This is a genomic window from Effusibacillus sp. SKA8, assembly GCF_058273125.1.
The window spans coordinates 287,136-311,506 of sequence record NZ_JBZCSF010000001.1 but is presented as its reverse complement, the minus strand read 5'-3'; the positions used below and the strand labels follow the sequence as shown (position 1 = coordinate 311,506).

Sequence of the window (24,371 nt, the reverse complement as noted above, 5' to 3'; positions counted from 1 at the left end):
CTTACAAACAGTGTACATGGAGGCCGAACGGTCGTCAAGAACCGTTTTTTTCAGTTGTTTTGTCGGTCAGATCTGGACGCAATTTAACTGCCCGTCCCAAATATACATGTTTGATCTCTTTTTGCGAGGCGGTTGTGTTGACATGGATCAACACCCGGATGCATTTGGCGACACTGCCGGGCACCGGGATTTCCCTTGCGCACATCATCGGAACCAATTCCCACCCCGGAATCGACCGGATGGCCCGCGCCGGAAAAGTGGCGTTCAGATCCTCCGTTACGGTTGCAAACACGGAAGCGATGTCCTCCGGTTCGATCCGATTGACCCTGATGAGTTCCGCCAGCAGTTCGCTGGTTGCGTCCAGGATGGCGGACGCCGTATTCTCCTCTACCGTAGTGGCTCCCCGGATTCCCCGAATCATGCTCCGCTCCTCCCTAAGCGACGAAGCAGTGCCAGCACTTTTTCTTCGTCGACGTCTTTGACTACCTCCACGCGGCCGATTGCGGACAACAGCACGAACGTCAGCTTGCCGCCGGTCGCTTTTTTGTCCTGTTTCATCGAATGGATCAAGGCGCCAGGCTCCAAGTCCGCCGGAACCCCGGTCGGCAGTTTCGCGCGGCGCAAAAGGGCCCGAATTCTCTCCACCGTTTTGCTGTCGATCCTGCCGTAATCTTTCGACAGTTCGGCCGCAAACACCATGCCGATCGAGACCGCTTCGCCGTGTGTATAGGTGCCGTAGTTGGACAGGGTTTCGATGGCGTGACCGAGAGTGTGGCCGTAATTGAGAATCGCCCGCAGGCCGCTTTCCTTTTCATCTTTTGCCACGACAGCCGCCTTGACGGAACAGGAACGCGCCAGCATATCGGCCGTGATGTCCGGGTCCAGCGTGCAAACTTTGGCAATCGACGCCTCGATCCACGCGAAAAAGTCCGCGTCCCAAATCAAACCGTGCTTGATCACTTCGGCCACGCCAGAGCGAATCTCCCGCGTCGGCAGAGTGCCGAGCGCCGATATGTCATAAACCACCAGTTTCGGTTGGTGGAAAGCGCCGATTACGTTTTTTCCCTTCGGATGGTTCACGGCCACCTTCCCGCCGACGGAGCTGTCATGGGCAAGAACGGTTGTCGGCACCTGGACGAACGAGATGCCCCGCATATAGGTGGCTGCCACAAACCCCGCCAAATCCCCGACCACCCCGCCGCCAAGGGCAAAAATGGCAGACTTGCGGTCCAACCCGGCATCAAAGGCTTTGTCAAACAGCACTTCCGCTTGGGCAAGGCTTTTGGACTCTTCACCCGCGGGGATAATCGCTTCCGCGATGCGATACCCGGAACCTTGCAAAGCGGTCCGAGCTTTCGCCAAATGGCCGGCACGGGCCACATTTTCATCCGTTACCACCAGACAAGTCGAACTTGTTGAAATGCCGGCTTCTTTTGCAAGTTCCCCCAACCTGTCAAGCAGCCCTTCGCCGATCACAATGTCGTAGCCGCGATCGGCAAGATCGACATGTACTCTTCGAATGTCCGTCATCATCGTTTCGACACCATCGCCAAAAAATTGTCGTAATTCGCGCGGATTTCCTCCAACGAATCACCGCCGAACTTTTCGAGAAAAGACACCGCAATCACCCAAGCGACCACCGCCTCCCCGACGACGGCCGCCGCAGGCGCGGCGCATACGTCAGACCGTTCGATACTCGCTTCGTAGGCTTCCTTGGTCTCCATATCGACGCTCTTGAGCGGCTTGTAAAGCGTCGGGATGGGCTTCATCGCGGCGCGAATGACGATCGGCTGCCCGTTCGAGACGCCGCCTTCGATTCCGCCGGCTCCATTGGAACCGCGATAATATCCGAGACCGTCCGCGTAAAAAATTTCATCGTGCACTTCCGAGCCAAGCTTTCTGGCGGCATCAAAGCCAAGTCCGATCTCGACTCCTTTGATCGCCTGGATTCCCATCAGCGCCCCGGCCAGGCGGCTGTCCAGCTTGCGGTCGGGCATCGAATAAGAACCCAAACCGTACGGCACTCCCGTTACGACCACTTCAAAAATCCCGCCGAGGGAATTGCCTTCTTTCCGGACATTTTTGATCAATTCGATGATTTCCGCCTCTTTCTCGGGGTTGGCGACCCGCACCTGCGATTGTTCCGCGCGAGCGGCAATCTCCTCGATCGTGCCTTCCGCAGGCCCCACCTGGATCGGACCGAGTTCGACGATGTGGCTGTAGACGCGAATGTCGAATTGCTCAAGCAGTTGGCGGGCGACTGAGCCAATCGCCACAAGTGTCGCGGTGTTGCGTGCGCTCGCCCGCTCCAAAACATTCCGAATATCACGCTGGTTATATTTTAAGGCGCCGGCCAGATCGGCGTGTCCGGGCCGCGGCTTCGTCACGATTTCCAAATCGGCCGGCGGTTCCCCCTGAATCGCCATCCGCTGCTCCCAATTCCGCCAATCGCGGTTTTCCACTACCAGCGTAACGGGAGTGCCCATCGTTTTGCCAAAACGCACGCCGCTGCCAATCGTCACCCGATCCGTCTCGATCTGCATGCGGCCGCCGCGGCCGAATCCCTGTTGTCTCCGCCACAGTTGATGGTTGATTTTCTCAACCGACAGCGGCAGATTGGCCGGCAGGCCGTCAATAATCGCCGTCAGTTGCGGCCCGTGTGATTCCCCGGCTGTCAAGTAGCGCAACATCACAGTTCCTCCCCAAAACTCCTACTCCTCCCCCAAAAGCGAAATGGAACTTGAAAGCGATTCCAAGTACTCTTTATGGAGGTTTGTAATAAAAGCCGTGAAAAATGAAAACCATCTATGCGGGCAAGGCCTCCAAGCCTGCCCGGAGGATTTTGATCGGGTGTTATATATCTTAAACATTATAAAGCACATACCGGCAGAAAACAACGAAAAACGCGCGGCCGTCACAGTTTGCAGCTTTGCAATACCCCCAAAATCAGGCGGGAGGTATGCTCGACGTCGCGCAAGTCGACAACCTGCGACGGGGTGTGCACATATCTGACCGGTATTGAGACGCCGGCCGTCGGTATGCCGTCCCGGGTCAGCAGGATTTGTCCCGCGTCGCTGGTTGCGTCCGGCGACACTTCCAACTGATAGGGGATCTGCAGGCGTTCGGCCGTTTCCACCAGCAGTTGTTTCATCGCGGGCGGTATGACAACTCCCCGGTCCATCACCTTGATCGCCGGACCTTTTCCAAGGCTTAGGGAACTCCGTTCCGCATTCGGCGTATCGCCCGCCCGGGCCCCGCTGACGACAAGGGCAAAATCGGCTTCAATCCGAAATGCGGCCGCTTTGACGCCACGGGACCCGACCTCTTTTTGCGCGGCAAACACAACCGTCAGATCGTGCGGATACGGACCGAGCTTGGAAACGACATCTAGCAGCACCGCGCATCCCGCCCGATTGTCCAGCGCTTTTCCCGCCACCCGAGTTGCTGCCAATTCGAAAGCACCCTTGTCAATCACGGCGGCCGTTCCCACCGTTACCCGTTTTTCGGCTTCCGCTCGCGACTCGGCACCTATATCGACGTAGAGATCGGCAAACGTGATGTCTTTCGGCGGCTTGTTCCCTTCCGCTCCGACGACTCCCCATGTCCGGGTCGTAAAGCGAACGCGTTCGCCGATCAGATGCGCCGGATTCAGCGAACCGACCGGAACGATCCGGATAAACCCGTTGTCCTCGATGTGGATGGCCATCACCCCGGGTTCATCCATGTTCGCTTCCAGCAAAATCGTTTTGCGGCGGCTTTCGGCGGTTCCCTTTTTATACGCGACCAGATTGCCGAAAACATCCACCTTCGCCTGATCCGCATACGGTTCCACAAATTCGGACAGGATTTCGCGAACATGCTTTTCCGAACCGGACGGTCCGGATGCGCCGGCCAATTTTATGATCCGTTCTTTCATTGCAAACTTAGACCTCCTCTTTCAACGCTCCGCAGAAAAGCTTCCACAAGCCGGATGGTGTTCTCGTAATCATCGAGGCTGATCAGCTGCGAGGGAGCGTGTATGTATCGGGTAGGGACCGATACGGCTCCGGTCGGGATTCCGCCCCGGGCAGTATGAATGCGGCCGGCATCGTTCCCGCCGCCGCTGATGCGCCTGAATTGGTAAGGGATGTGTTCCGCTTCCGCCACCCGGACCATAAAGTCGAGAAGATCCCGGTTCGCGACCGTCGAGGAGTCGATCACCGAAAGAGCGGGCCCCCTGCCCATCACCGTGCCCATGCCGTGTCCGGGAGCGTCAACCGCATCAAAGCAAACCGTTCCTTCGACGACGAAAGCGACGTCCGGATTCACCGAGTACGCGACAGGTCCGGCTCCGCGCAGGCCAATTTCTTCCTGCACTGTAAAAGCGAACACCAATGGGATGTCAAACGATTTTTTCAAAGTTTCCACCAAAACCGCGCAGCCCACCCGGTCGTCAAACGATTTTGCCTTGGCGCACCGGTGGCCGATTTCCTGATACTCTGTGGTAAATACGGCGCAATCTCCCGGTTTGACGGCTTTTTCCGCCTCCTCCCTGTTCTTCGCGCCAATATCGATATACATCTGTTCCAGCGGGATCGGGTTGCTCCGTTCCGCCTGGGTTTGCAGATGGACCGCTTTCGCGCCGATGACGCCGTAAATTTTGTTGCTGCCGATCCGCACAGGTTTCGCAACCAGAACCCGTGGATCGACACCGCCGATCGGGCGAAACTTCAACAGCCCGTTTTCTTCAATGTGCACGATCATCAGGCTCACTTCGTCCATGTGGGCGCAAAGCAGGACTTTCGGGCCGGGGCGCTTTCCTTTTTTCTCGACCAACAGGCTGCCGAGGCTGTCCGTATAGACGCGGTCCGCGCAGTCCCGCACTTCTTCGTAAATGACCTGCCGGATCTCGTCTTCAAACCCCGAAGGTCCCATCGCTTCCGTCAATTTTTTAAGTAGCAAGACAATCCCTCCACAAAAGAACAGTCAACCGACGCCACAAAATGGGCCAGCAGCTTGCCGGTCCGCTCCACATCCCGGTAACAGAGCGTTTCCACCGACGTGTGCATATAGCGCAGCGGCAGCGAAAGCACGGCCGTCGGAATCCCTTCGCGCGTAATCTGCATGGCGTTGCCGTCAGTTGCGGTAGGTCCTTGCTGAAAGCGGATCTGATATTTGATATTCTGACTTTTGGCGGTATCGACCAGGCGGGCAAAAAGCTCCCGGTGGATGTTCGGGCCGTTTTGGATGACTGTCCCTTCATCCATTTTCATTCCGAGATCCGCCGCCACCCCCGGCATGCTCGCATGGGTTACGTCAACGGCAATTCCAATATCGGGGTGAATCCCGTAAGTACTTGTGACGGCTCCCCGGAGTCCGACTTCCTCCTGTACGGTTGCCACTGCGTACACATCCGCTTGGACGCGCAGGCGCTGCATTTCCTGTAAGCATTCCAGCAGCGCCGCGATACCGGACCGGTTGTCCAACGCCTTCCCCGCGATGTACCCGTTCTGCAATTCCATGCTGGTCCTGACAATCGTTATGATATCGCCGATTTGGACAAATTCCTGCACCATCGCTTCCGGCATTGCCAGGTCGATGTAGAGGTCCTGCATCGGGATCGCTTTTTCCCGCTCCTCCGCACTGGTCAGATGGGGCGGCTTCGATCCGATGACACCCTGCAGCTTTGTCCGGCCGTGCACGATCACTTCCTGGCCGATCAAGGTTCTCGGGTCAAATCCCCCCAGTTGTGAAAAACGGAGGAACCCGCCGGATTCGATTTTGGTAACGATCAGCCCGATTTCGTCCATATGCGTGGCGATCATGACGCACGGACGGGGCTCGGCTCCCTCTCCCGGAACCAGGGCGATCAAGTTGCCCAACTTGTCTTTTTGCACGCAATCGGTATAGTTGCGAAAGTATCCTTCCACTTTATCGGCAATTTCCGCTTCGTAGCCGGAAACGCCGGGGGTCTCCATCAACTCCAGCAAAATCCGTTTGAAATCCCGTTTGTCAGTCATTGACCGCTCCTCGCTTTTGCCGATTTGTTTCAGCGTCCGCAACGCAATCGCCAAATTCCGCGAATATAAAAATCCGCCAAACCAAGTTCCGGTCGCGGCGGGAATCAGGCACTTGGCCGGAAGCGGCCAATTCCCGATCAGGGGGAACAAAAACTTCATGCTCAAATAGAGGGACAAGCTGCAACCTGTCCCCAAATTCAACCCGCTCCTTGGAAATACGGAAAACTTGGCGCCGTCAATGCAGCTTCTCGATCAGCCGCGCCATATCCTGCGGCAAGGGGGCAAGCCATTGCAGCCAGTTCCCGTGCCGCGGGTGAAAAAATCCCAGCGTCTCCGCGTGCAACGCCTGCCGGTCGATCCCGTCATCCCCGCCGGTTCCGTACAGATCGTCGCCAAATAACGGATGTCCGATATGCTTCATATGCACCCGGATCTGATGCGTTCTGCCGGTTTCCAAACGGAGTCGGACAAGCGTGGCGTCCCGCAGCCGCCGCTCGACAGTCACATGGGTTATGGCCGTTTGTCCGCCGTCCGATACGATTCGCTCCCGCGGATCCCCCTCTTTTTTCGAGATGGGGGCGTTAATCGTAATCGCGTCCCATTCGATGGCGCCATGGACCACAGCCAGGTATTCCCGCCGAAACGTCCGTTTGGCAAGCTGCTCCGACAGCTTCTGGTGGGAAAAATGGTTTTTGGCGATCACCAGCAGCCCCGTCGTGTTTTTATCCAGGCGATGCACCGGCCGGAAGCGGGCCGTTTCCCCTTGTTGCCGCCAATAGCGCACCACCCCGTTCGCCAAAGTGCCCGTATAATGCCCTTTCGTCGGATGAACCACGACTCCGGCCTGTTTATTCACAACCAGCAGGTCGCCATCTTCAAAGACGATCTCAAACGGAACCGGTTCGGGCAGAATCGCTTCCGACCATTCCGCCGGACTCATCAGCCGCAGATGATCGCCCGCTTGCACCCTTGACGTGACAAAAACCGGTTTACCGTTGACCAAAACCCCCCGCCCGCCCGCAATCTTTCGCAGCAAGCCGCGGGAGAGGCCAAGGCGGTTTCGGATAAACTCCTTCACCATTTTTCCGTCATATTCGGACGGCACGATGGCGGATACGACTTCCTGCAGGTCTTTTTCTGCCATGTCTTTTAACGCCTGGCAATCATTGCAACGGATTGTCATCCGCTTCCCTTCTTCCGCCCATCTCATAGTGAACGCCGTTTAACTCATAAGAGGCGACAATGTTTGCGTTCAGGGAAGCGGAAGCGGAGCAGTATTTCTCTTCCGACAGACGGATGGCCCGTTCGACTTTGTCCGGCGTCAAGCCGGTCCCCTTCAGAATGTACTTCACATGAATGTCTGTGAATTTTTGCGGATATTCGTCCCGGCGGGTGCCCTCGATCTCAATCTCGAATTCCTCCACGGTCAGGCGCATTTTCTCAAGAATCATCACAACGTCGATCCCGGTGCAACCGCCCAGCCCCATCAGCAACAGTTCCATCGGACGGGGCCCGCTGTCTTCCCCGCCGACTTCCGCTTTCGCGTCCATCACAACCGTATGCTTCGAATCGCCCGCAGCCGCAAACCGCCTTTTTCCCTGCCAGTTGACCGACACTTTCACCTTGGGTCCCTCCCCGCATCTCGTTTTTTTAGATCAATTGCGAGATCAATCAGATAAATGTTGCAAGCGACGTTTCCTTTCTTGCGAAAATGATGGTTGAACGCCCACAAAATCGCGGCGATCGAAACCGCCGTCACCAACAGCCACAGCGAATTGTGGCTTGGCAGATAGTTCGTCACGTGGTTTCCAAAAATCAAAAAAATCAGCGGTACGGTTGACGCAATCAGCGGAATATAGCCAAGCATCGCCTGTTCGCACGTATAACGGGCACGCAGCATGTAAAGCTCTTCCAGGGGCAACTTTTCAAGATCGCGCCAAGCCGATTTGATTTGTCGGATTCTTGGTGGCAGCATGAAAATCAGCCTCCGGGTTTGACGGTCTCTCGGGCACGCCGGAATGCAACGTGTATCCGAAGGCTATTATTTGCCAAAAAACGGCGAATTCTGCAAAGGCCGGTTACATCTTCTGATAGAAAAACGTGTCGTAGGGTTGAAATCCGTAAACCTGCGGATTGAAAATCTGCTCCGTCGAACCGACAAACAGGATGCCCCCCTTGCGGAGAGCCGCGGAAAATTTGTGATAGAGCTGATCTTTCGCTTCTTCGGTGAAATAGATGATCACATTGCGGCACACGATCAGATCGAAATCTTTGTCAAACGGGTCTTCCAGCAGGTTTTGTTTTTTGAATTTCACGCACCGCTTGATGTCGTTGGAGATTTCGTACATGCCGTTTAGGCCCGGCGTGAAATGTTTTTGCAGCAGATCCGCCGGCACCGCTTCCAACGACCGTTGGTGATAGATCCCTTGTTTGGCCCTGGCAAGCGCGTTTTCGTCAATATCGGTTGCCAACACTTCGATTTCCGGCAAAGGGAGATATTTTGAAAGAATGAGGACGAGGGTGTACGGCTCTTCTCCCGTCGAACAGGCGGCAGACCAGATTTTTAACTTCCGCTTCGTTTTCAAAAACTCGGGAATGATCCGGTTCATCAAGACCTCCCAGCGGTTGGGATTGCGGAAGAACTCGGACACGTTGATCGTCATGCGGTCCAAAAATTCGTAAAACAGCTCGCGGTTTGTGTCAATCGCCTGAAAATAGCTGACAAAATCTTTGTATCCGTTCTTGTCTCGCAGGGCCGTCAGCCGGCGTTCCATTTGCGGTCGCTTGTATTTTTTCAGATCGATACCGGTTTTCCGGTACACTTTTTCCATGAACACGTCAAAATCCTGAGCTGCCATCGAAGTACCTCACTTTTGTCGCGTTTTTCCCTTGTCTTTGTTACAATATTCGATCGAGTCCACCGCAATTCCTTTTGTTCCAGGGCAAAAATTTAAAGCCCCGCTCCAAGGAACGGGGACCTGTGTATCAGATCCATTTCGCGATAGCCTTCTCGTACGGGATCGCTTCGCCGTTAAACCACAGGTCGATTTCGCGCTTTGCGTTTTCGGGCGAGTCAGAGCCGTGAATGACGTTCATTCCGACGGATACCGCATAATCGGCGCGAATGGTACCAGGTGCGGCTTCGGCCGGGTTGGTTTTGCCCATCATCGCGCGGGCGACGCTGATGACATTCGGCCCTTCCCAGATCATCGCAAAAACGGGACCGGAAGTGATAAAGTCGACCAGTTCGCCGAAGAAAGGCTTGTCCTTCAGTTCTTCGTAATGTTTTTCCGCCAGTTCGCGGGACACGGTCATCAATTTCGCGTTGACCAGTTTAAATCCTTTTTTTTCGAAACGGGCAACGATTTCGCCGATGAGTCCGCGTTGAACTCCGTCCGGCTTGATCATTAAGAAGGTGCGTTCCATTTTTCAACTCACTCCTACCGTTGGGTTCTGTAAGTACCTTGATCATTTTACCGAATCAAACTGCCGGTCTGCAAGCCTAATAGTCGCGGGAAACAGTAAATCTCGCAATCGCTTCCAGCGAGTCGCGGGCCCTTCCTTCGGGCAGGCGGGACAGTTCGTGCAAACATTTTTCAAAGTAGACATCGGCCACTTTTTGGGCGTATTCGATGCCGCCCGACCGCTTTACCAGACGGATTGCCGCTTCCGCTTCGGAACGCGACATGTCGCGGCGCATCAGTTTCCGCAACGCTTGTCCATCAGGCGTGCAGTGCAGCGCATACCAGACCGGCAGCGTGATGTTCCCCTGCATCAGATCGGCGCCGACAGGCTTGCCCAATTTCTCCTCCGTCGATGTGAAATCTAAAATATCATCCACAATCTGAAACGCCATTCCCAGATAATGGCCGTATCTGCCCAAACGGCGGACATGGGCCGGAGCCGCCCCGGCGACCAAAGCGCCAAGCCGGCAGGATGCTTCGATCAAAACCGCCGTTTTCCGTTCGATCCGCCTTAAGTAGTTGCGAAAGCTTTGTTCCAGGCGAAAAAAATCCCGAATCTGTTCAATTTCCCCTTCAACCACCCGCACAATCGATTCGGATAACAGTCGATGGATTTCAACGTTTGGCAGTTCGGACAAGAGCAGCAACGCCCGGGCGATAATATAATCGCCCGTATACATCGCCACGCGGTTGCCCCACTCGGAACGCACCGTCGGAATTCCTCTGCGTGTCCCGGCATTGTCGATCACATCATCGTGTACCAATGTCGCCATATGAATCAACTCAAGGGTTACGGCCACCCGTGCCAGCTTCTCCCGGTCGGGGTTCCCGAACTGACCGCTGAGCAACACGAAAACGGGGCGGATTCGTTTCCCGCCCGCTTTCAACAGATGCAATGCAGCGTTTGCCAAATCTTTTTGCTTGGAACGAATCTCTTGCTCCAACCGGGATTCCACGTAATCGAGGTCCGCTTTCAGATGAAAATAAATGTCCATCAACTTCATTCGCGCTCCACCTTATCCAAAATGCCGATCAATAGCTTTCCAGAATTTTGTAATACGTGTTGCGGCGGGCAGGAATCCGTCCGGCGTCGCGGATCAACCGGATCAACTCGTCCTTTGTCGTCATGTGGGTGGCACCGGCGGCACTGACGACATTTTCCTCGATCATGGTCGACCCCATGTCGTTACAGCCGAATTCGAGAGCCGCTTGCCCGATTTTGGGACCCATCGTCACCCAAGATGATTGGAAATTTTTGATATTGTCGATCACCAATCGGGAAATCGCCACATTTTTCAGATACTCCACCGCCGTTGCGCGGGTCCCCTTCAAAGCGGTATTGTCCGGCTGGTACGTCCAGGAGATGAATGCGGTAAAACCGCCGGTCTTGTCCTGTTGTTCGCGGACCCGCAGCATATGCAAGATCCGTTCTTCGTACGTTTCACCAAAGCCGATCACCATGGTCGCCGTTGTGTTCATACCCAGGCGATGCGCGGTATCGTGAACCTCCATCCATTTCACCCAGGATTCTTTCAGCCTGGAAATGCGCATCCGGGTTCTGTCGTCCAGAATTTCAGCACCGCCGCCCGGAATCGAATCAAGTCCCGCTTCTTGCAAGCGGCGGATGACTTCCTCCAGGGACAAGCCGGATATCTCGACCATTTTCCAAATTTCCGCCGCCGAGAAAGAATGCAGGATCACGGTCGGAAAATGGGCCTTAATCTTGCGCAGCAGTTCCGTATAGTAAGAGAACGGCAGTCCCGGATGGGTTCCCCCCTGCATCAGGATTTCGGATTCGTCCCCGCCGATTTCCACCGTCTCGCGAATTTTTTCAAGAATCACTTCGTCGGGCAGCACGTACGCTTCAGGGTGCCCTTCGGGACGGTAAAAAGCGCAAAAACGACAGTACGTGTCACAGACGTTCGTATAGTTGATGTTGCGGTTTACCGTAAACGTCACGATGTTGTCCGGATGAAACCGCTGCATGACCCGTTTGGCGGCCGCTCCCAGCTTGATCAAATCGTTCGATTCATACAGCGCAATTCCGTCTTCCAGCGTCAGGCGCTCTCCGGACAACGCTTTGTCGAGGATCGTGTCGACGCGCCCCGAGTCAAGATTGGCTACGCTCATTCTTCAACCCCCCACATTTCCACCTTTACGGGCTGCGGCAGAAGCCCCAGTTCATGGGCCGCTTTAAAATAGGTTTCGGCGCCCTCGACCAAGTCCCCTTTAAAATCATAGATCAATTTGCGGAAATACGATTTCCAAAAATCATAATCCTGCCCGTGCAGACGGACGGCTGCCGCGATGACCCGATCGATTTCGGCAAGGCCTTTTTGCTTGCCGGCAAGAAACAACCGATGCAACCATTTCGCTTTCTCCGGTTGCTCCCGGACAAAATCCCGCCTGACCGCCCACACGGCAAATGTCATCGGCAAGCCGGTCCGGCGGTACCACTCCGCTCCCAGATCATAAACACGGTAGGGATGATCCTGCAGCGACCAGTACAGCGCATCGTCTCCGATCAACAAGGCGGCGTCCGCATCCTTCATCATGTTGGCCAGATGCGGCGGCTCTGCACGATAAACCGGCTTGGAACCGCAATATTTTTCCAGAAGAATCTTCAACAGGTTTACTGAAGTGGCGGACGTTGTCGACAGGGAGACGGTGCGGCCGTGCAAATCGTCCATGGCACGGTCGGAAAACAGAAAGATGGAACCCACCGGTCCGCGCGACGACACGGACAGATCGGAATATGCATAATACTGTTCGGCATTCTCGGCATAGGAAAAAGCGGAAATCGGTCCGGCGACAATCTCCCCTTCCGCCAGCATGCGGTTCAGCTCCGTCGGAACCGCGGATACGAATTCGATTCCATGCGCCATTGCCGCTTCCTCGAGAAAATGGAAAACAGGGAGAACGTTGCTGAATTGAATCCGGCCGACACGAAGTTTTTCCGTCATGCGATTGCAAACTCCGCGTTGACAATATTATACAGCGTATCGCGTTCCACGGGAATTCGGCCCGCTTCCCGAATCAAACGAATCAGTTCCGATTTTGCCATTTCCTGTTCCGTTTCAGCGCCGGCGGCATGATAGATTTTTTCTTCCACGACGGTTCCGTCCAAGTCGTCAGCCCCAAACCAGAGAGCCGTTTGTGCGAGTTTGGTCCCCACTTGCACCCAGTAGGTCTTGATATGATCGATATTGTCCAGCATCAGCCGGGCTACGGCAATCACCTTCAAATCCAGGAATCCGGTTGACCAGTTCAGATGCGGATACCGCTTGATCAATTCCGTATTTTCCGGGTGCCAGGACAACGGAATGAAGGTCTGGAACCCGCCGGTTTTGTCCTGCAATTCCCGCAGGCGGATCAGATGGTCAATCCGGTCTTCCTCCGTTTCGACATGGTTGTACAGCATCGTACAGTTGGAACGAAGACCCATGTTGTGAGCGATTTCATGAATCTCCAACCACCGCTCGCCCGATGTTTTGTGATCGGCGATGATGGAACGCGGTTTTTCCGCGAAAATCTCCGCGCCGCCACCGGGCAGCGAATCAAGGCCCGCCGCGACAAGCCGGCGAAGGATGTCTTCCACCGGCATTTTGTTGATCCGGGAAAAATGGTCCAGTTCGACTGCGGTAAACGCCTTGAGGTGAACATGCGGCAGTTTCTTTTTCAAACGGCACAGCAGCTCTTCGTAATAATCGATTTTCAACTGCGGATTGTTGCCGCCGACGATGTGAATCTCGGTGACGCCAGGCGGCACCATGTCTGCGCGGTGCTCGATCTCCTCCATAGACATCGTGTAGGCGTTCGGGTCTTTCGCCCGCACACCGAATGCACAAAAAGCGCACAGCGTCTGACAAACGTTGGTCGGGTTAATGTGGCGGTTGGTATTGAAAAACACGTAGTTTCCGTGTTTTTTCTCCCGTACGTAATTCGCCATATGACCGAGGGCGATCAGATCGTCCGACTTCATCAAACGCAGTCCGTCTTCACGGGACAGGCGGATTCCCGACTGCACCTTTTCCCAGATGTCCGCAAACGGATGGTTTTTTCCGATAACCTCCATCGAGGTCTCCTCCCATTTTAAATTCGGTTATTCGCCCCACCGGCGGAACAAACGATGTTCCACGCGCAAAGCGTCCAACGCTTTGCCCACGACAAAATCCACGATGTCGTCAATGGTCCGGGGCTTATGGTAGAAACCCGGCATGGCAGGCAAAATGCGGGCACCCGCTTCCGCCAGAATCAGCATGTTGCGCAAATGAATGGCGTTCATGGGGGTCTCCCGCGGCACGAGGATTAACGGCCGCCCCTCTTTCAGGGTGGCGTCGGCCGCCCGTTCCAGCAGATTGTCGGAAGACCCGTGGGCGATCGCCGACAGCGTCCCCATCGAACAAGGGATGATGATCATGCCGTCGGTTCTGTGTGATCCGCTGGCAATCGCCGCTCTGTAATCCTGCATGTCATAGATCATCAGCCGCCCGGCGGACACCTCAAACCTGCCGGGAAGCGAAGCGAAATCGCCTTGCCCGATGTCCCACTCCAGCTCTTCCTGCAGGACTTGCCAGGCGGCGTCGGTCAACAGCAAATGAACCAGATGTCCGGCTTTGGCCAGTTCCTGAACGAGGCGCACCCCGTAAATGCCCCCGCTTGCCCCCGTGATTCCGACTACAAATTCCTTTGCCATCAGACTTGAAATCCCCTCGTTTTCGCGCTTAAGGTGAAAGCCGGATGCCGTACCGGTCCCATTTGCGGTCAACCAAATCCTTCGTTTCCTGGTTCATCCAGATCTCATCGGGCCAGACGCGTGTGTAGCCCTCTTCTTTCCATTTGCGCGTACCGTCGATTCCGATTTTGGAACCGAGGTTTGGCAATGGAGAAGCGTGATCCAGGGAATCCACGGGCCCTTCGACAATCAGAATGTCCCTTTTCGCGTCCACGTTCCCGAATACGCGCCATGCAACGTAGGAATGGTTTTGGACGTCCACGTCATCGTCCACCACGATGATGCATTTCGTCCAAGTCAGCTGTCCCATTCCCCACAGAGCGCTCATCGCTTTCTTCGCGTGGCCGGGGAACCGCTTCTTGATCGAGACGATGGCGCAATTGTGGAAGACTCCCTCCCAGGGTAGGCTCACATCGACAATCTCGGGAACCACCATTTTTAACAGCGGCAGAAAAATGCGCTCCGTCAGCTTGCCCAAATAGCAGTCTTCCATCGGCGGTTTGCCGACAACGGTCGTGGCGTAGACCGGGTTTCTGCGGTGCGTGATCGCCGTAATGTGAAAAACAGGATACGGCTCAACCGGCGTGTAATAGCCGTTATGGTCACCAAACGGCCCTTCGTCACGCAGTTCGCCGGGGATGACATACCCCTCGAGCACGATCTCCGCATTGGCCGGAACTTCCACATCGACCGTTTTACACTTGACCATTTCCACAGCCTCTTTGCGGAGAAATCCCGCGAGAATCATCTCGTCGATCTCCGGCGGAACCGGCGCAATCGCCGAATAGATCACCGCCGGATCGGAACCGATCGCCACCGCCACTTCCAGCTTTTCCATGTTTAATTCCTGTGAGCGGCGATGATGCTCCGCTCCCACTTTGTGCAGTTGCCAATGCATGCCGGTTGTCCGCTTGTCATACACTTGCATGCGGTACATTCCGCAGTTTCGCTTCCCCGTTACCGGGTCCTTCGTGAACACGAGCGGGAGCGTGATAAACCGGCCGCCGTCGTTCGGCCAGCAGGTGAGAATCGGGAATTTGTCCAGGTCCACCTCGTCACCGGTCAGCACCACTTCCTGACAGGGAGCCTTGCCGACCGTCTTCGGGAGATAAGAGCCCAATTCGGCCAATTTCGGCAGTTGTTTCAGCTTTCCCAAAAGCGATGCCGACCCGGTCGGCATTTCCAGAAAACGCAGAATCTCTCTGCCGATATCGTCGTAATCGTCCACTTCAAAAGCGAGCTTTGTCCGCTCGTGAGAACCGAACGCGTTGATCAAAACCGGGATGTCGGATCCCTTCACGTTTTCAAACAACAGGGCAGGTCCTCCCGCCTTGGAAACCCGGTCGGTAATTTCCGTGATTTCCAGATACGGATCAACTGCTTCCCTGACTCGTACCAACAGTCCTTTTGCCTCAAGCGTGTCGATAAAGTGTCGCAAATCTCTGTATCCCATACACTACCTCTGGTTTTGCGGCTTGATGCCGAGATGCATGGCGGCAATGCCGCCGGTTAACGGTTTCGATTCGACTTCGACAAGACCACATGTTCTGAAAATCGCTTCCAGCCCGCTGCGGTCCGGGAAAGACTTGAGGGATTCCGGCAGCCAACTGTAGGAGACATCATCTTGGGAAGCCAAATTTCCGATTTTGGGCAAGATTTTCTCAAAGTAAAAATAATACAGGGCCCGAAACGGCGGCCATTCCGGCTTTGACAGCTCAAGCGACACCACCATGCCGCCCGGTTTCACCACACGCGCCATTTCCCGGATGACATGTTCGATATCCGGCACATTCCGCAGCGCAAAGCCGATGGTGGCATAGTCGAACACATTGTCCTCGAACGGAAGGGCCATCGCGTTCCCGTGAATCATTTGCACCTGCTTGGCCACACCGGCTTGGACGATCTTGCGACGGCCTTCCTGCAGCATCGGTTCGCAAAAATCGACTCCCACCACATACCCGTCTTCTCCCACCGCTCTCGCGAGGGAGATCGCCCAATCGCCGGTACCGGTGCAAACATCGATGGCGGATTGCCCCGGTTGCACGCGCATCCGTTTCATCGTGGCGGAACGCCATAATTTATGCTGGCGGAAACTTAAAACCGTGTTCATCAGATCGTACCGTTTTGCGATCCTTGAGAAAATGTAATGGACTTTTTCTTCCTTTGTGGTAAAGTGAGCCATAGCTCTCACCTTTCTTCCGCGATCCGTTGCGTTTCCAGATACGCTTGGCCAAGATAATCGCATACGTGAGCAAAGCTTTCGACAATCCGTTCGGAATCCAGCACGGACACCAGCGAGCGGGCGGCCGTTAACCCCGTCTGAAAGCGTTCGTACAAAAATGCGGATGTTCCATATTTCACATGAATCGCCATAACCCTTGTTTCCTGCCCGTAAGGAGAAGCCGAACCGATTGCTCGCAATTCCTCTTCTGTCGCTTGGTTTCGGAGATAGATCAGCGACAGGTTTTCACAGGTTTGTCCCAACAGAAACTGACGGTACTCGCTTCCCAGAACATATGCGCGGACAAGCAGCCTCACGAGATCCGAAACAATCGGTTGTTCCCGAAGATACCGCGCACAAAGGACATACAACAGCTCGCCCTGAATCCGCTCGTTGACCGCCAAATACCTGCCAACATCGGGAGCGGTGTGCCGGAACAAGGCCATGCGTTCCGCCTTCGCTTCATTAATCCGTGCAATCGCTTCCGCGAACAATCCGATCAAATCGATTTTGCCGTCTGCCGCCAGCAGATAAAAATATTTGCTGGAATAATAATCGCCCGCCAGCACCTTCAATTGGCGCACCTTTTCGTCCTGCTGGGATTCGTCGATATGTTCGTGCACAAACAATCCGTGATGGATCAACAACAACACCGTTACGATCAGTTTCGTTTCTTTCGTTGAACAACCGGCTGTTTGCAAAATGGCGGCTGCAGTCTTCAAGTGGAAAAGCTCCAGATCCGGCAGTCCGATCCAATCCGCCAGATACGCATGGTTCATTTCCGATTGAACTTGTTCGGATATGCAAAGGGACACATTTTCCCGATCTTTCTGCTCGATAATCAGTGTCTCCATCTCCCTCTGGGCAAGCAACGTCACCATTGTAATCATCTTTGAGTATACCATATCGCTAACAATTTAGGACTGGAAAATCATCTGATGAAAAATCAAAAAAGCGAGAAATTCTCGCTTCTCAATCCGCTCAATCGTCTTCGGAATATGTGTCAACGCGGCCGAATTTGGTCCAGACAACCGCTTTTCCGCGAACTTTGATGGCGGATGTGTGTTCGGTAAACTGGGCGATCATGATCTCGCCTTTGTCCAATTTTTCGGTATGATGAAACCGAGTATCCGAACCGCGCGTCAAACCGATGACATGAACCCCGTTTTCCTTCGCTTTCACGAGAAAAAAATCCTGTGTGTAATCCATCATTTCACCTCCTTTGCAATCTTACGGTGACATTGATTATACCATCCGCAGGCAACAACAGGCAAAATGATTTCCAACCGCCCGGGGAACAGTAGGAACAGGAGGTGACCGCCAGATGCCAGACGGAGTGAAATGTGGGGTTGAAGAATGCATTTACAACGATCACAAGACGAAGCCGCGCATTGCCTGCGCGGCAGTACAGAAGCCAGGAACAATTTAGTCGCACCGGATGCAGTCGGAATGCTGGAGCAAATGAAAGCGGTTCAGGATCGACTTGGGCATAAGGACTTCCGCAAGAAAGTTTCGAAGGAACTGGCTACCACCCTGGAAAAATTCGCCTCCCAAAAAATCGTCCCCAATTCGTCCCCAACTGCCTTAGGGCTTCCCTTAAAGTTCCCTAGAAAACGCGAAAAACCCTTGATTTCTCAAGGGTTTTCTCTGGTCGGGATAGCGGGATTTGAACCCACGACCTCTACCACCCCAAGGTAGCGCGCTACCAAGCTGCGCCATATCCCGAGAGACTTGAAGTTCAACGACGACACCGATTATACATGATTCTCCCGGGAAAACGCAAGCCGGTTCCGGTCCCAAAGTTGACAAACAATGAAGTTAGCTGACGAACTTGATGAGATTCTCCAAAATGCGCGAGATCACTTCCACGAGAAACGCCACGCCCCGGACGAACGGTTCCGCCCACTTGGCAAACCCGGACAGATCCCCGACGAAATCGTGGACTTGCACATCAAACGCATTGACCGCGCGGGATTGGTTCACGGCGGGCTCCGTGATTTGCACCTGTGTCGGGTGATCCATATTCACGGTCAGAATCGGCGACGAAGCGACAAAACCGTCCGGATTCTGGGCGTAAACGCGAAAATGGCGAATCCCTTTCGCATTCGGGTCTCGATAAGTCAAAATCGAGGTGGGCGTTCTGACCACCATCGCGCCATACCGTCCTTCAAGCCGTTCACTCCCTGTTCTTGTCACGACCGGTTCGGGCAAAACCTCGCCGTCCCCATAGGCCACAAGCGTGTAAAATGTGTTGACGGAAGCATTTTTTCCAGGGTTCCAAGTAAAATGGATCTGATACCCCAGCGATTCGATCTTCACGACTTCCTTGATGTTCAACTCCGGTTCGTCCGGAAAATTCGGCCGGGAAGAGACGCCCAGATGTTGCGCAAACCATTCGTACAACCCGGGAACCTTTGTCGCCAGAGGCAGTTCCGCGTTTTCCTGCGGTACGATATTGTACATCGACGCATCCCATTGCAAAGGGCCGAGCGTTTTTTGTTGCAGCAACTGTTCGTAGCGTGCCGGAAACGCGTACCGTTTCTTCGCGGTCGGCGAACCGAACAACTGAACGTAATCTTCGGCGGCGATTTCCGCAAGCTGCCAGCGGTGCTCAGCGGAGGCATTGACGCGGACATCATCCGACAATCCCCTGATTTTTGCGTATGTTGAACGACGCCAGCGGTTTTCGTCAATCAGTGAAAAACCGTCCTGCCGAATCGAATAATAATGGGTGACGTGGTGGCCGTATTCGTGGGCGAGCGTTTTCGCCAGCGATTCGACTGTGGTGCGTTCGTTGCCGCCATAGAGGTCGATACTGCCGGGCAGCATTCTCTGGCGGCCAAAAAGATCGACGGAAGTTTTAAACTGGTACTCGCCGGCAACCGACCTTCCTTTCGGATATCCGTCGTGGATCCTCACCTCCGCCAGCAGCTTCCATTCCTCGCCATGGGCATTTTGCCGCAGTTCCTCATAAACTTGCTGCAGTTTCGCTTCGGTGCCCCAGACGGATGAATTGCTGCTGATTTTGATGCCGTCGGGAGATGTATAAACGGCTGCTGCCGCGCTTTTGCTCCAAACCAGAACCGCAAGGACACAAACGAAAAATGCGGCAATTTTTGCAATGGCTGGTTTTGGAATCATCTTACACCTCCTGACAAAGCGAGGGATGTCGCCGGACATCCCTCCCTGGGTTAGGAACATGCTTGCTGTTCTTTCATTCGCAGTTCGACGCGGCGGATTTTGCCGGACGTCGTTTTCGGAAGGTCCTCCACAAATTCGATTTTGCGGGGATACTTATAGGGAGCTGTCAGCTTTTTGGTGTGCTCCTGCAGTTCGCGGATCAGCTCCTCGGAACCTTGGTAACCCTGTTTCAACACCACAAACGCCTTCACAACCTGACCGCGATCCGGATCGGGACTTGCCACCGCCGCGCACTCCGCCACTGCGGGATGCTTGACAAGCGCGTCCTCGACTTCAAACGGCCCGATTGTATAGCCCGCTGATATAATAATATCATCGGCGCGGCCTTCAAACCAGATATAACCGTCTTCATCCAAGCGGCCCTGGTCGCCCGTCACGTACCAGTTGCCCCGAAACGCCCGCGCGGTCCGTTCCGGATCGTTCAAATACCCCTTAAACAAGGCAACCATGTTGCGGTCAATCGCAATATCGCCAACTTGCCCGACAGGCACCTCACGTCCCTCTTCGTCGATGATCGCCACTTTCACGACCGGCGACGGACGGCCCATGGAACCCGGACGCGGCTCCATCCCCACAAACGTTCCGACCAGAAGCGTGTTCTCGGTTTGCCCGTAGCCGTCCCGAACGGTGATGTCAAACACGCGCCGGAATGTGTCAATGACCTCGCGATTCAGGGGTTCTCCCGCCGAACACGCCGACCGCAAAGCGTTCATTTTGAAGTTTTCGATGCCTGACACTTTGGCCATCAACCTGTATTCCGTGGGGGTCGCGCAAAGCACCGAAATCGGATATTGTTCCAGCAGTTGCAAATACTTTTCGGGAGAGAACCTTCCCCGGTACACAAAAGCGGTCGCTCCTTTGCCCAATGTGGAGACAAACGGGCTCCAAACCCACTTCGCCCATCCCGGACCTGCAGTTGCCCATACCAGGTCTTCTTCGCGAACATCGAGCCAATGGGTCGCCGCAACCGCAAGATGAGCGTACGGCCAACCGTGAACATGCATCACGCCTTTGGGGCCGCCTGTGGTGCCGGATGTATAGGACAAAAAAGCCAATTCATCCGAACGCGTGTTTGCCGCTTCCAACCGGTCATTCGAACCGGCTGCCAGCTCTTCCAGCGACAACCAGCCCTCTTGCTTTTCCCCAAGCAGAATGTAACGCTCCACTGTCGGACAAACATCGCGAATGGAATCCACTTCCCGGGAACTGCCGGCAAATGACACAATCGCTTTCGCACCCGCGTGATTCGCTCTATATTCGATGTCTTTTCCCCGCAGCATCTCGGAGCACGGCATAATCACCGCCGCAATTTTGTTCAACGCCAGGTAAATTGCGTACGCCTCGATGCCTCTCGGCACAAGGACGATCACCTTATCGCCTTGTCCGATACCAAGCGACCGCAATGCATTGCCGATGCGGTTCGCGTACGACACCAACTCCCGGTAGGTTCGCGTTGTCGATTCGCCGTTTTCGTCCAGAGCGACAATCGCGGGTTTGTCAGGATGCTCTTCCGCGTATCGGCTGACCTGTCCCGCAAAATTGTAATACTCCGGAATTTCCAATGTAAACGCTTTCTCCAATTTGTCCTCTCCGGCAACCATAACCGTCCCCCCAACAATTCGTTTCGTCTTTCCAACGCTACATATTCTTCTTCCGGAGCAAATATTCCTTCTCGACCGGTTATTCACTTTTTGACAATTAAAACAAATAAAGAGAGTCCAACGAACGGACGTCGATAGTGCGCCTTCGGGGACCCTTTTGTCGATGCGTTACTTGATGGCATCTTTGAGCGCTTTGCCGGGCCTGAAAATAGGCACCTTCGTTGCGGCAATCTCAATCTCTTCGCCAGTTTGCGGGTTCCGCCCTTTCCGTGCGGCACGCTCCCTGGTTTCAAAGTTGCCGAAACCGATCAACTGCACTTTGCCGCCTCTCACCAGCGCTTCCGTAATGCTGTCAAAAACGGCATCGACCGCTTTCGCAGCATCTTTCTTCGTCAGTTCCGATTTTTCCGCGACCGAGTTGACAAGATCCGCCTTGTTCACGATTCCCCACCCCCTCTTCTGGATTTCTATTTTTCACAGTATTACTTTTGTATCCAAATCCGAGATAAATATACCTAAGCTGAGCAAAAAAGCAAAAAGAAAGGCTTGCCGCAGCCCTTCTTTCCAGGAAAACGATTCTATCACGTTATGGAATTTTACAATATAATCGCGATCAAGCCGCCGCTGCCTTCGTTAATGATCCTTTCCAGCGTTTCTTTCAGTTTGTACTGGGCGTTCTCGGGCATCATCGCCAGCTTTGCCGAAATGCCTTCCCGCACGATCGCCGACAGCGATTTGCCGAAGATGTCGGAATCCCAGATTTTCAGCGGGTCTTCTTCAAAATCCTGCATCAGATAGCGGACCAATTCTTCGCTTTGCTTCTCCGTGCCGACAATCGGTGCAAATTCGGATTCCACATCGACGCGGATCATGTGGATCGACGGCGCCGTTGCCCGCAGGCGCACGCCAAACCGTGAACCCTGACGGATCAGTTCCGGTTCGTCAAGGGTCATCTCTTCGAGGACCGGCGGCGCAATGCCGTAACCGGTCAATTTCACCATGCGGAGAGCGTCGGCCACCTTGTCATATTCACGCTTTGCGGTCGTAAAGTCTTTCATCAGTTGCAGCAAGTGGTCTTTGCCGCGGATTTCAACACCGACCACTTCTGTCAAAATCCGGTCGTACAATTCATCGGGAGCGGCCAGATCGATATCGGCAATCCCCTGTCCCATGTCCATGCGAGCCAACGCGGCACGGGAAATAAAATCATACTCGTTGAACACCCCGACCACACGGTCGATGTCGCGCAGCCTTCTGATGTCCTGGACCGTGTTTCGCACGCATTCCTCAAAACTGGAGCGTAGCCAATGATCCTGATCGAGCACCATCACCCACGAAGGAAGGTTGACGTTCACTTCGTGCACAGGGAATTCATACAGAGCTTCCCGCAACACGACCATAATGTCATCCTGATTCATCGTCGCCACCGACAACGCGACAACCGGGATATCGTATTTTTCCACCAGTTCGGCGCGTAACGCTTCCGTTTCCGGATGCTGCGGATGAGTGGAGTTGATCACCATCACGAACGGTTTCCCAAGCTCTTTTAACTCGGAGACGACACGCTCCTCCGCTTCGATATAGGATTCCCGGGGGATTTCCGCAATCGTGCCATCCGTCGTGATCACAAGGCCAATCGTCGAATGGTCGGCAATCACCTTGCGGGTTCCCACTTCAGCCGCTTCCTGGAACGGAATCGGTTCATCGAACCATGGAGTCGTCACCATGCGGGGGCCGTTTTCGTCCTCATAGCCGCGCGCTCCCTCAACCGCGTAGCCAACACAATCGACCACTCTTACGTTAATGTCCAGCCCCTCGGCCACATGGATCTCGACAGCCTGATTGGGAATGAACTTTGGTTCCGTTGTCATAATCGTGCGGCCCGCCGCGCTTTGCGGCAGTTCGTCGGTGGCCCGCACACGGTCCGCTTCGTCCGCAATGTTCGGCAGCACGATCAGTTCCATGAATTTTTTGATAAAAGTCGATTTGCCGGTTCGAACAGGGCCTACTACGCCGAGATAAATATCTCCCCCCGTCCGCTCCGCAATGTCTTTAAAAATGTCAAACTTCTCCACGCTTTTCCCTCCCTACGTAATGTCGGCGTAGAAGTTACCGCACCCCGTATCCATCCCTCCCCGGTGCTCTCGGATGTTTGTACATGTATATGAAAGACCAAGAGTTTTATTCCGAGGCGACTTTTGCGGGGCCGGTCGCGTTTTCTTCTCTATGGATATGCACGGGAATCCGCTTTAGAACAAGCCCGCAACAAAAAAACACCCGGATAAACGCTTCCGAGTGCTATGTATATGCAGCCTACCGTTTTTCATTCCATTCGGGTGTTCCATATTTGGTTCGGATCAGTTTCTCCATCATCCGAAGTTCCTCCGCGGTCAACTCTCCCGGGACAAACCGGACCCCCAACCCTTTTTCAAACCCGGCACGAAAAGCCGCTTCCGCCTCTTCAAACGATACCTGCCGCCCGCTGATTCGTTTGACGGAAACCGCCTTCTCCACAAACCGCTCTTTTAAACGTTGACGAAGCTTATCGGAGGAAAAATAGAGAACCGAAAACAACAGATCGACATCAAGGTCCAACAAAATCGACCCGTGCTGCAGAATTACGCCCCGCTGCCGGGTCTGGGCGCTCCCTGTCACTTTCCTGCCTTCGACAACCAGTTCGTACCAGGAAGGAGAATCGAAACAGGCGGCCGAACCCGGCGACTCGTATTTTTTTCTGTCCTCTTCCGAACCGAGCGACACCATATTCGCTGCAAGCCCCAGATTCCGGAACCCTTCCACGAGCCCCGCCGACAACACCCGGTAGGATTCGTTGACGGAGCCGGGTATCCTGGAGTGTGTTTCGGACACCACGATGGAATATGTCAATTCTTCGTCGTGCAAAACGGCACGCCCCCCGGTCGGACGCCGCACAAACCCGAGACCTTTTTGCCGCAGCGCGGAGAAATCGACATCCGACGTCTTCTGAAAATATCCGATCGACAAGGCCGGCGGATTCCAGCCGTAAAAACGGACCGTGGGAGGAACGAGTCCCTGGCTGTGGGCAATCAGAACGGCTTCGTCCAACGCCATGTTTTCCGCGGGCGAATAGCGGCCGGTCGGCAACAAACGCCAAGTCTCCAAACCGACCCC

At 54.6% G+C, this 24,371-nt stretch carries 25 protein-coding genes and 1 tRNA gene; all 26 read right to left on the bottom strand.

Annotated elements, in window-relative coordinates; genetic code table 11:
- Positions 1 to 34 precede the first annotated feature (34 nt).
- The 26 genes from aroH to AC4ED1_RS01485 all read right to left on the bottom strand — a co-directional run bounded on the left by aroH (position 35) and on the right by AC4ED1_RS01485 (position 24,362).
- Entirely contained in the window at positions 35 to 421 is a 387-nt protein-coding gene (gene aroH, locus AC4ED1_RS01610) for a chorismate mutase (protein ID WP_490935646.1), read from the bottom strand.
- The gene (gene aroB, locus AC4ED1_RS01605) at positions 418 to 1,533 is read right to left on the bottom strand and encodes a 3-dehydroquinate synthase (RefSeq protein WP_490935645.1); all 1,116 of its coding nucleotides are present in this window, start codon (positions 1,531 to 1,533) and stop codon (positions 418 to 420) included. The genes aroH and aroB overlap by 4 nt, the downstream gene beginning before the upstream one ends.
- Complete coding sequence (gene aroC / locus AC4ED1_RS01600; RefSeq protein ID WP_490935644.1) at positions 1,530 to 2,690, bottom strand: chorismate synthase; 1,161 nt, start codon at positions 2,688 to 2,690, stop codon at positions 1,530 to 1,532. The genes aroB and aroC overlap by 4 nt, the downstream gene beginning before the upstream one ends.
- Positions 2,691 to 2,914: 224 nt before the next feature.
- Positions 2,915 to 3,916 carry a zinc-binding metallopeptidase family protein gene (locus AC4ED1_RS01595; protein ID WP_490935643.1) on the bottom strand — a complete coding sequence of 334 codons (1,002 nt, stop codon included), beginning with the start codon at positions 3,914 to 3,916 and terminating at the stop codon, positions 2,915 to 2,917.
- Complete coding sequence (locus tag AC4ED1_RS01590) at positions 3,913 to 4,941, bottom strand: M42 family metallopeptidase (RefSeq protein WP_490935642.1); 1,029 nt, start codon at positions 4,939 to 4,941, stop codon at positions 3,913 to 3,915. The genes AC4ED1_RS01595 and AC4ED1_RS01590 overlap by 4 nt, the downstream gene beginning before the upstream one ends.
- Positions 4,923 to 6,194, bottom strand: a complete 1,272-nt coding sequence (locus tag AC4ED1_RS01585) for a M42 family metallopeptidase (RefSeq protein WP_490935641.1) — start codon at positions 6,192 to 6,194, stop codon at positions 4,923 to 4,925. The genes AC4ED1_RS01590 and AC4ED1_RS01585 overlap by 19 nt, the downstream gene beginning before the upstream one ends.
- Positions 6,195 to 6,234: 40 nt before the next feature.
- The gene (locus AC4ED1_RS01580) at positions 6,235 to 7,182 is read right to left on the bottom strand and encodes an RluA family pseudouridine synthase (RefSeq protein ID WP_490935640.1); all 948 of its coding nucleotides are present in this window, start codon (positions 7,180 to 7,182) and stop codon (positions 6,235 to 6,237) included.
- Positions 7,163 to 7,621 (bottom strand): OsmC family protein, encoded by a 459-nt coding sequence (locus tag AC4ED1_RS01575; RefSeq protein ID WP_490935639.1) that lies wholly within the window; start codon positions 7,619 to 7,621, stop codon positions 7,163 to 7,165. The genes AC4ED1_RS01580 and AC4ED1_RS01575 overlap by 20 nt, the downstream gene beginning before the upstream one ends.
- Positions 7,618 to 7,974 carry a hypothetical protein gene (locus AC4ED1_RS01570; RefSeq protein WP_490935638.1) on the bottom strand — a complete coding sequence of 119 codons (357 nt, stop codon included), beginning with the start codon at positions 7,972 to 7,974 and terminating at the stop codon, positions 7,618 to 7,620. Before AC4ED1_RS01570 ends, AC4ED1_RS01575 begins: the two co-directional genes overlap by 4 nt.
- Positions 7,975 to 8,077: 103 nt before the next feature.
- On the bottom strand, positions 8,078 to 8,857 hold the full coding sequence (locus AC4ED1_RS01565) for a CheR family methyltransferase (protein ID WP_490935637.1): 780 nt from the start codon (positions 8,855 to 8,857) through the stop codon (positions 8,078 to 8,080).
- A 127-nt stretch (positions 8,858 to 8,984) separates the two neighbouring features.
- Positions 8,985 to 9,425 (bottom strand): nucleoside-diphosphate kinase, encoded by a 441-nt coding sequence (gene ndk, locus AC4ED1_RS01560; protein ID WP_490935636.1) that lies wholly within the window; start codon positions 9,423 to 9,425, stop codon positions 8,985 to 8,987.
- A 76-nt stretch (positions 9,426 to 9,501) separates the two neighbouring features.
- Positions 9,502 to 10,467, bottom strand: a complete 966-nt coding sequence (locus AC4ED1_RS01555; RefSeq protein WP_490935635.1) for a polyprenyl synthetase family protein — start codon at positions 10,465 to 10,467, stop codon at positions 9,502 to 9,504.
- Between the two features lie 28 nt (positions 10,468 to 10,495).
- Entirely contained in the window at positions 10,496 to 11,593 is a 1,098-nt protein-coding gene (gene mqnC / locus AC4ED1_RS01550) for a cyclic dehypoxanthinyl futalosine synthase (RefSeq protein ID WP_490935634.1), read from the bottom strand.
- Positions 11,590 to 12,426 (bottom strand): menaquinone biosynthetic enzyme MqnA/MqnD family protein, encoded by an 837-nt coding sequence (locus AC4ED1_RS01545; RefSeq protein WP_490935633.1) that lies wholly within the window; start codon positions 12,424 to 12,426, stop codon positions 11,590 to 11,592. The genes mqnC and AC4ED1_RS01545 overlap by 4 nt, the downstream gene beginning before the upstream one ends.
- Positions 12,423 to 13,538: an aminofutalosine synthase MqnE gene (gene mqnE, locus AC4ED1_RS01540; protein ID WP_490935632.1), complete on the bottom strand. Its 1,116-nt coding sequence runs from the start codon at positions 13,536 to 13,538 to the stop codon at positions 12,423 to 12,425. Before mqnE ends, AC4ED1_RS01545 begins: the two co-directional genes overlap by 4 nt.
- A gap of 27 nt (positions 13,539 to 13,565) precedes the next feature.
- Entirely contained in the window at positions 13,566 to 14,159 is a 594-nt protein-coding gene (locus AC4ED1_RS01535; protein ID WP_490935631.1) for a UbiX family flavin prenyltransferase, read from the bottom strand.
- A 28-nt stretch (positions 14,160 to 14,187) separates the two neighbouring features.
- Positions 14,188 to 15,651, bottom strand: coding sequence for a menaquinone biosynthesis decarboxylase (locus AC4ED1_RS01530; RefSeq protein WP_490935630.1), 1,464 nt, complete (start codon positions 15,649 to 15,651; stop codon positions 14,188 to 14,190).
- Between the two features lie 3 nt (positions 15,652 to 15,654).
- Positions 15,655 to 16,380: a demethylmenaquinone methyltransferase gene (locus AC4ED1_RS01525; RefSeq protein WP_490935629.1), complete on the bottom strand. Its 726-nt coding sequence runs from the start codon at positions 16,378 to 16,380 to the stop codon at positions 15,655 to 15,657.
- 5 nt (positions 16,381 to 16,385) lie between these two features.
- Entirely contained in the window at positions 16,386 to 17,300 is a 915-nt protein-coding gene (locus tag AC4ED1_RS01520) for a heptaprenyl diphosphate synthase component 1 (protein ID WP_490935628.1), read from the bottom strand.
- A 100-nt stretch (positions 17,301 to 17,400) separates the two neighbouring features.
- Positions 17,401 to 17,628 carry a trp RNA-binding attenuation protein MtrB gene (gene mtrB, locus AC4ED1_RS01515; protein ID WP_490935627.1) on the bottom strand — a complete coding sequence of 76 codons (228 nt, stop codon included), beginning with the start codon at positions 17,626 to 17,628 and terminating at the stop codon, positions 17,401 to 17,403.
- A 439-nt stretch (positions 17,629 to 18,067) separates the two neighbouring features.
- Positions 18,068 to 18,144: transfer RNA gene (locus AC4ED1_RS01510), tRNA-Pro, on the bottom strand.
- Between the two features lie 93 nt (positions 18,145 to 18,237).
- On the bottom strand, positions 18,238 to 19,560 hold the full coding sequence (locus AC4ED1_RS01505; RefSeq protein WP_490935626.1) for a hypothetical protein: 1,323 nt from the start codon (positions 19,558 to 19,560) through the stop codon (positions 18,238 to 18,240).
- A gap of 50 nt (positions 19,561 to 19,610) precedes the next feature.
- On the bottom strand, positions 19,611 to 21,221 hold the full coding sequence (locus AC4ED1_RS01500; protein WP_490935625.1) for an acetate--CoA ligase: 1,611 nt from the start codon (positions 21,219 to 21,221) through the stop codon (positions 19,611 to 19,613).
- A gap of 168 nt (positions 21,222 to 21,389) precedes the next feature.
- Positions 21,390 to 21,662: an HU family DNA-binding protein gene (locus tag AC4ED1_RS01495; RefSeq protein ID WP_490935624.1), complete on the bottom strand. Its 273-nt coding sequence runs from the start codon at positions 21,660 to 21,662 to the stop codon at positions 21,390 to 21,392.
- A 155-nt stretch (positions 21,663 to 21,817) separates the two neighbouring features.
- Positions 21,818 to 23,296: a stage IV sporulation protein A gene (gene spoIVA / locus AC4ED1_RS01490; protein ID WP_490935623.1), complete on the bottom strand. Its 1,479-nt coding sequence runs from the start codon at positions 23,294 to 23,296 to the stop codon at positions 21,818 to 21,820.
- A 238-nt stretch (positions 23,297 to 23,534) separates the two neighbouring features.
- Positions 23,535 to 24,362 carry a lipoate--protein ligase family protein gene (locus AC4ED1_RS01485; protein WP_490935622.1) on the bottom strand — a complete coding sequence of 276 codons (828 nt, stop codon included), beginning with the start codon at positions 24,360 to 24,362 and terminating at the stop codon, positions 23,535 to 23,537.
- Positions 24,363 to 24,371: the final 9 nt, after the last annotated feature.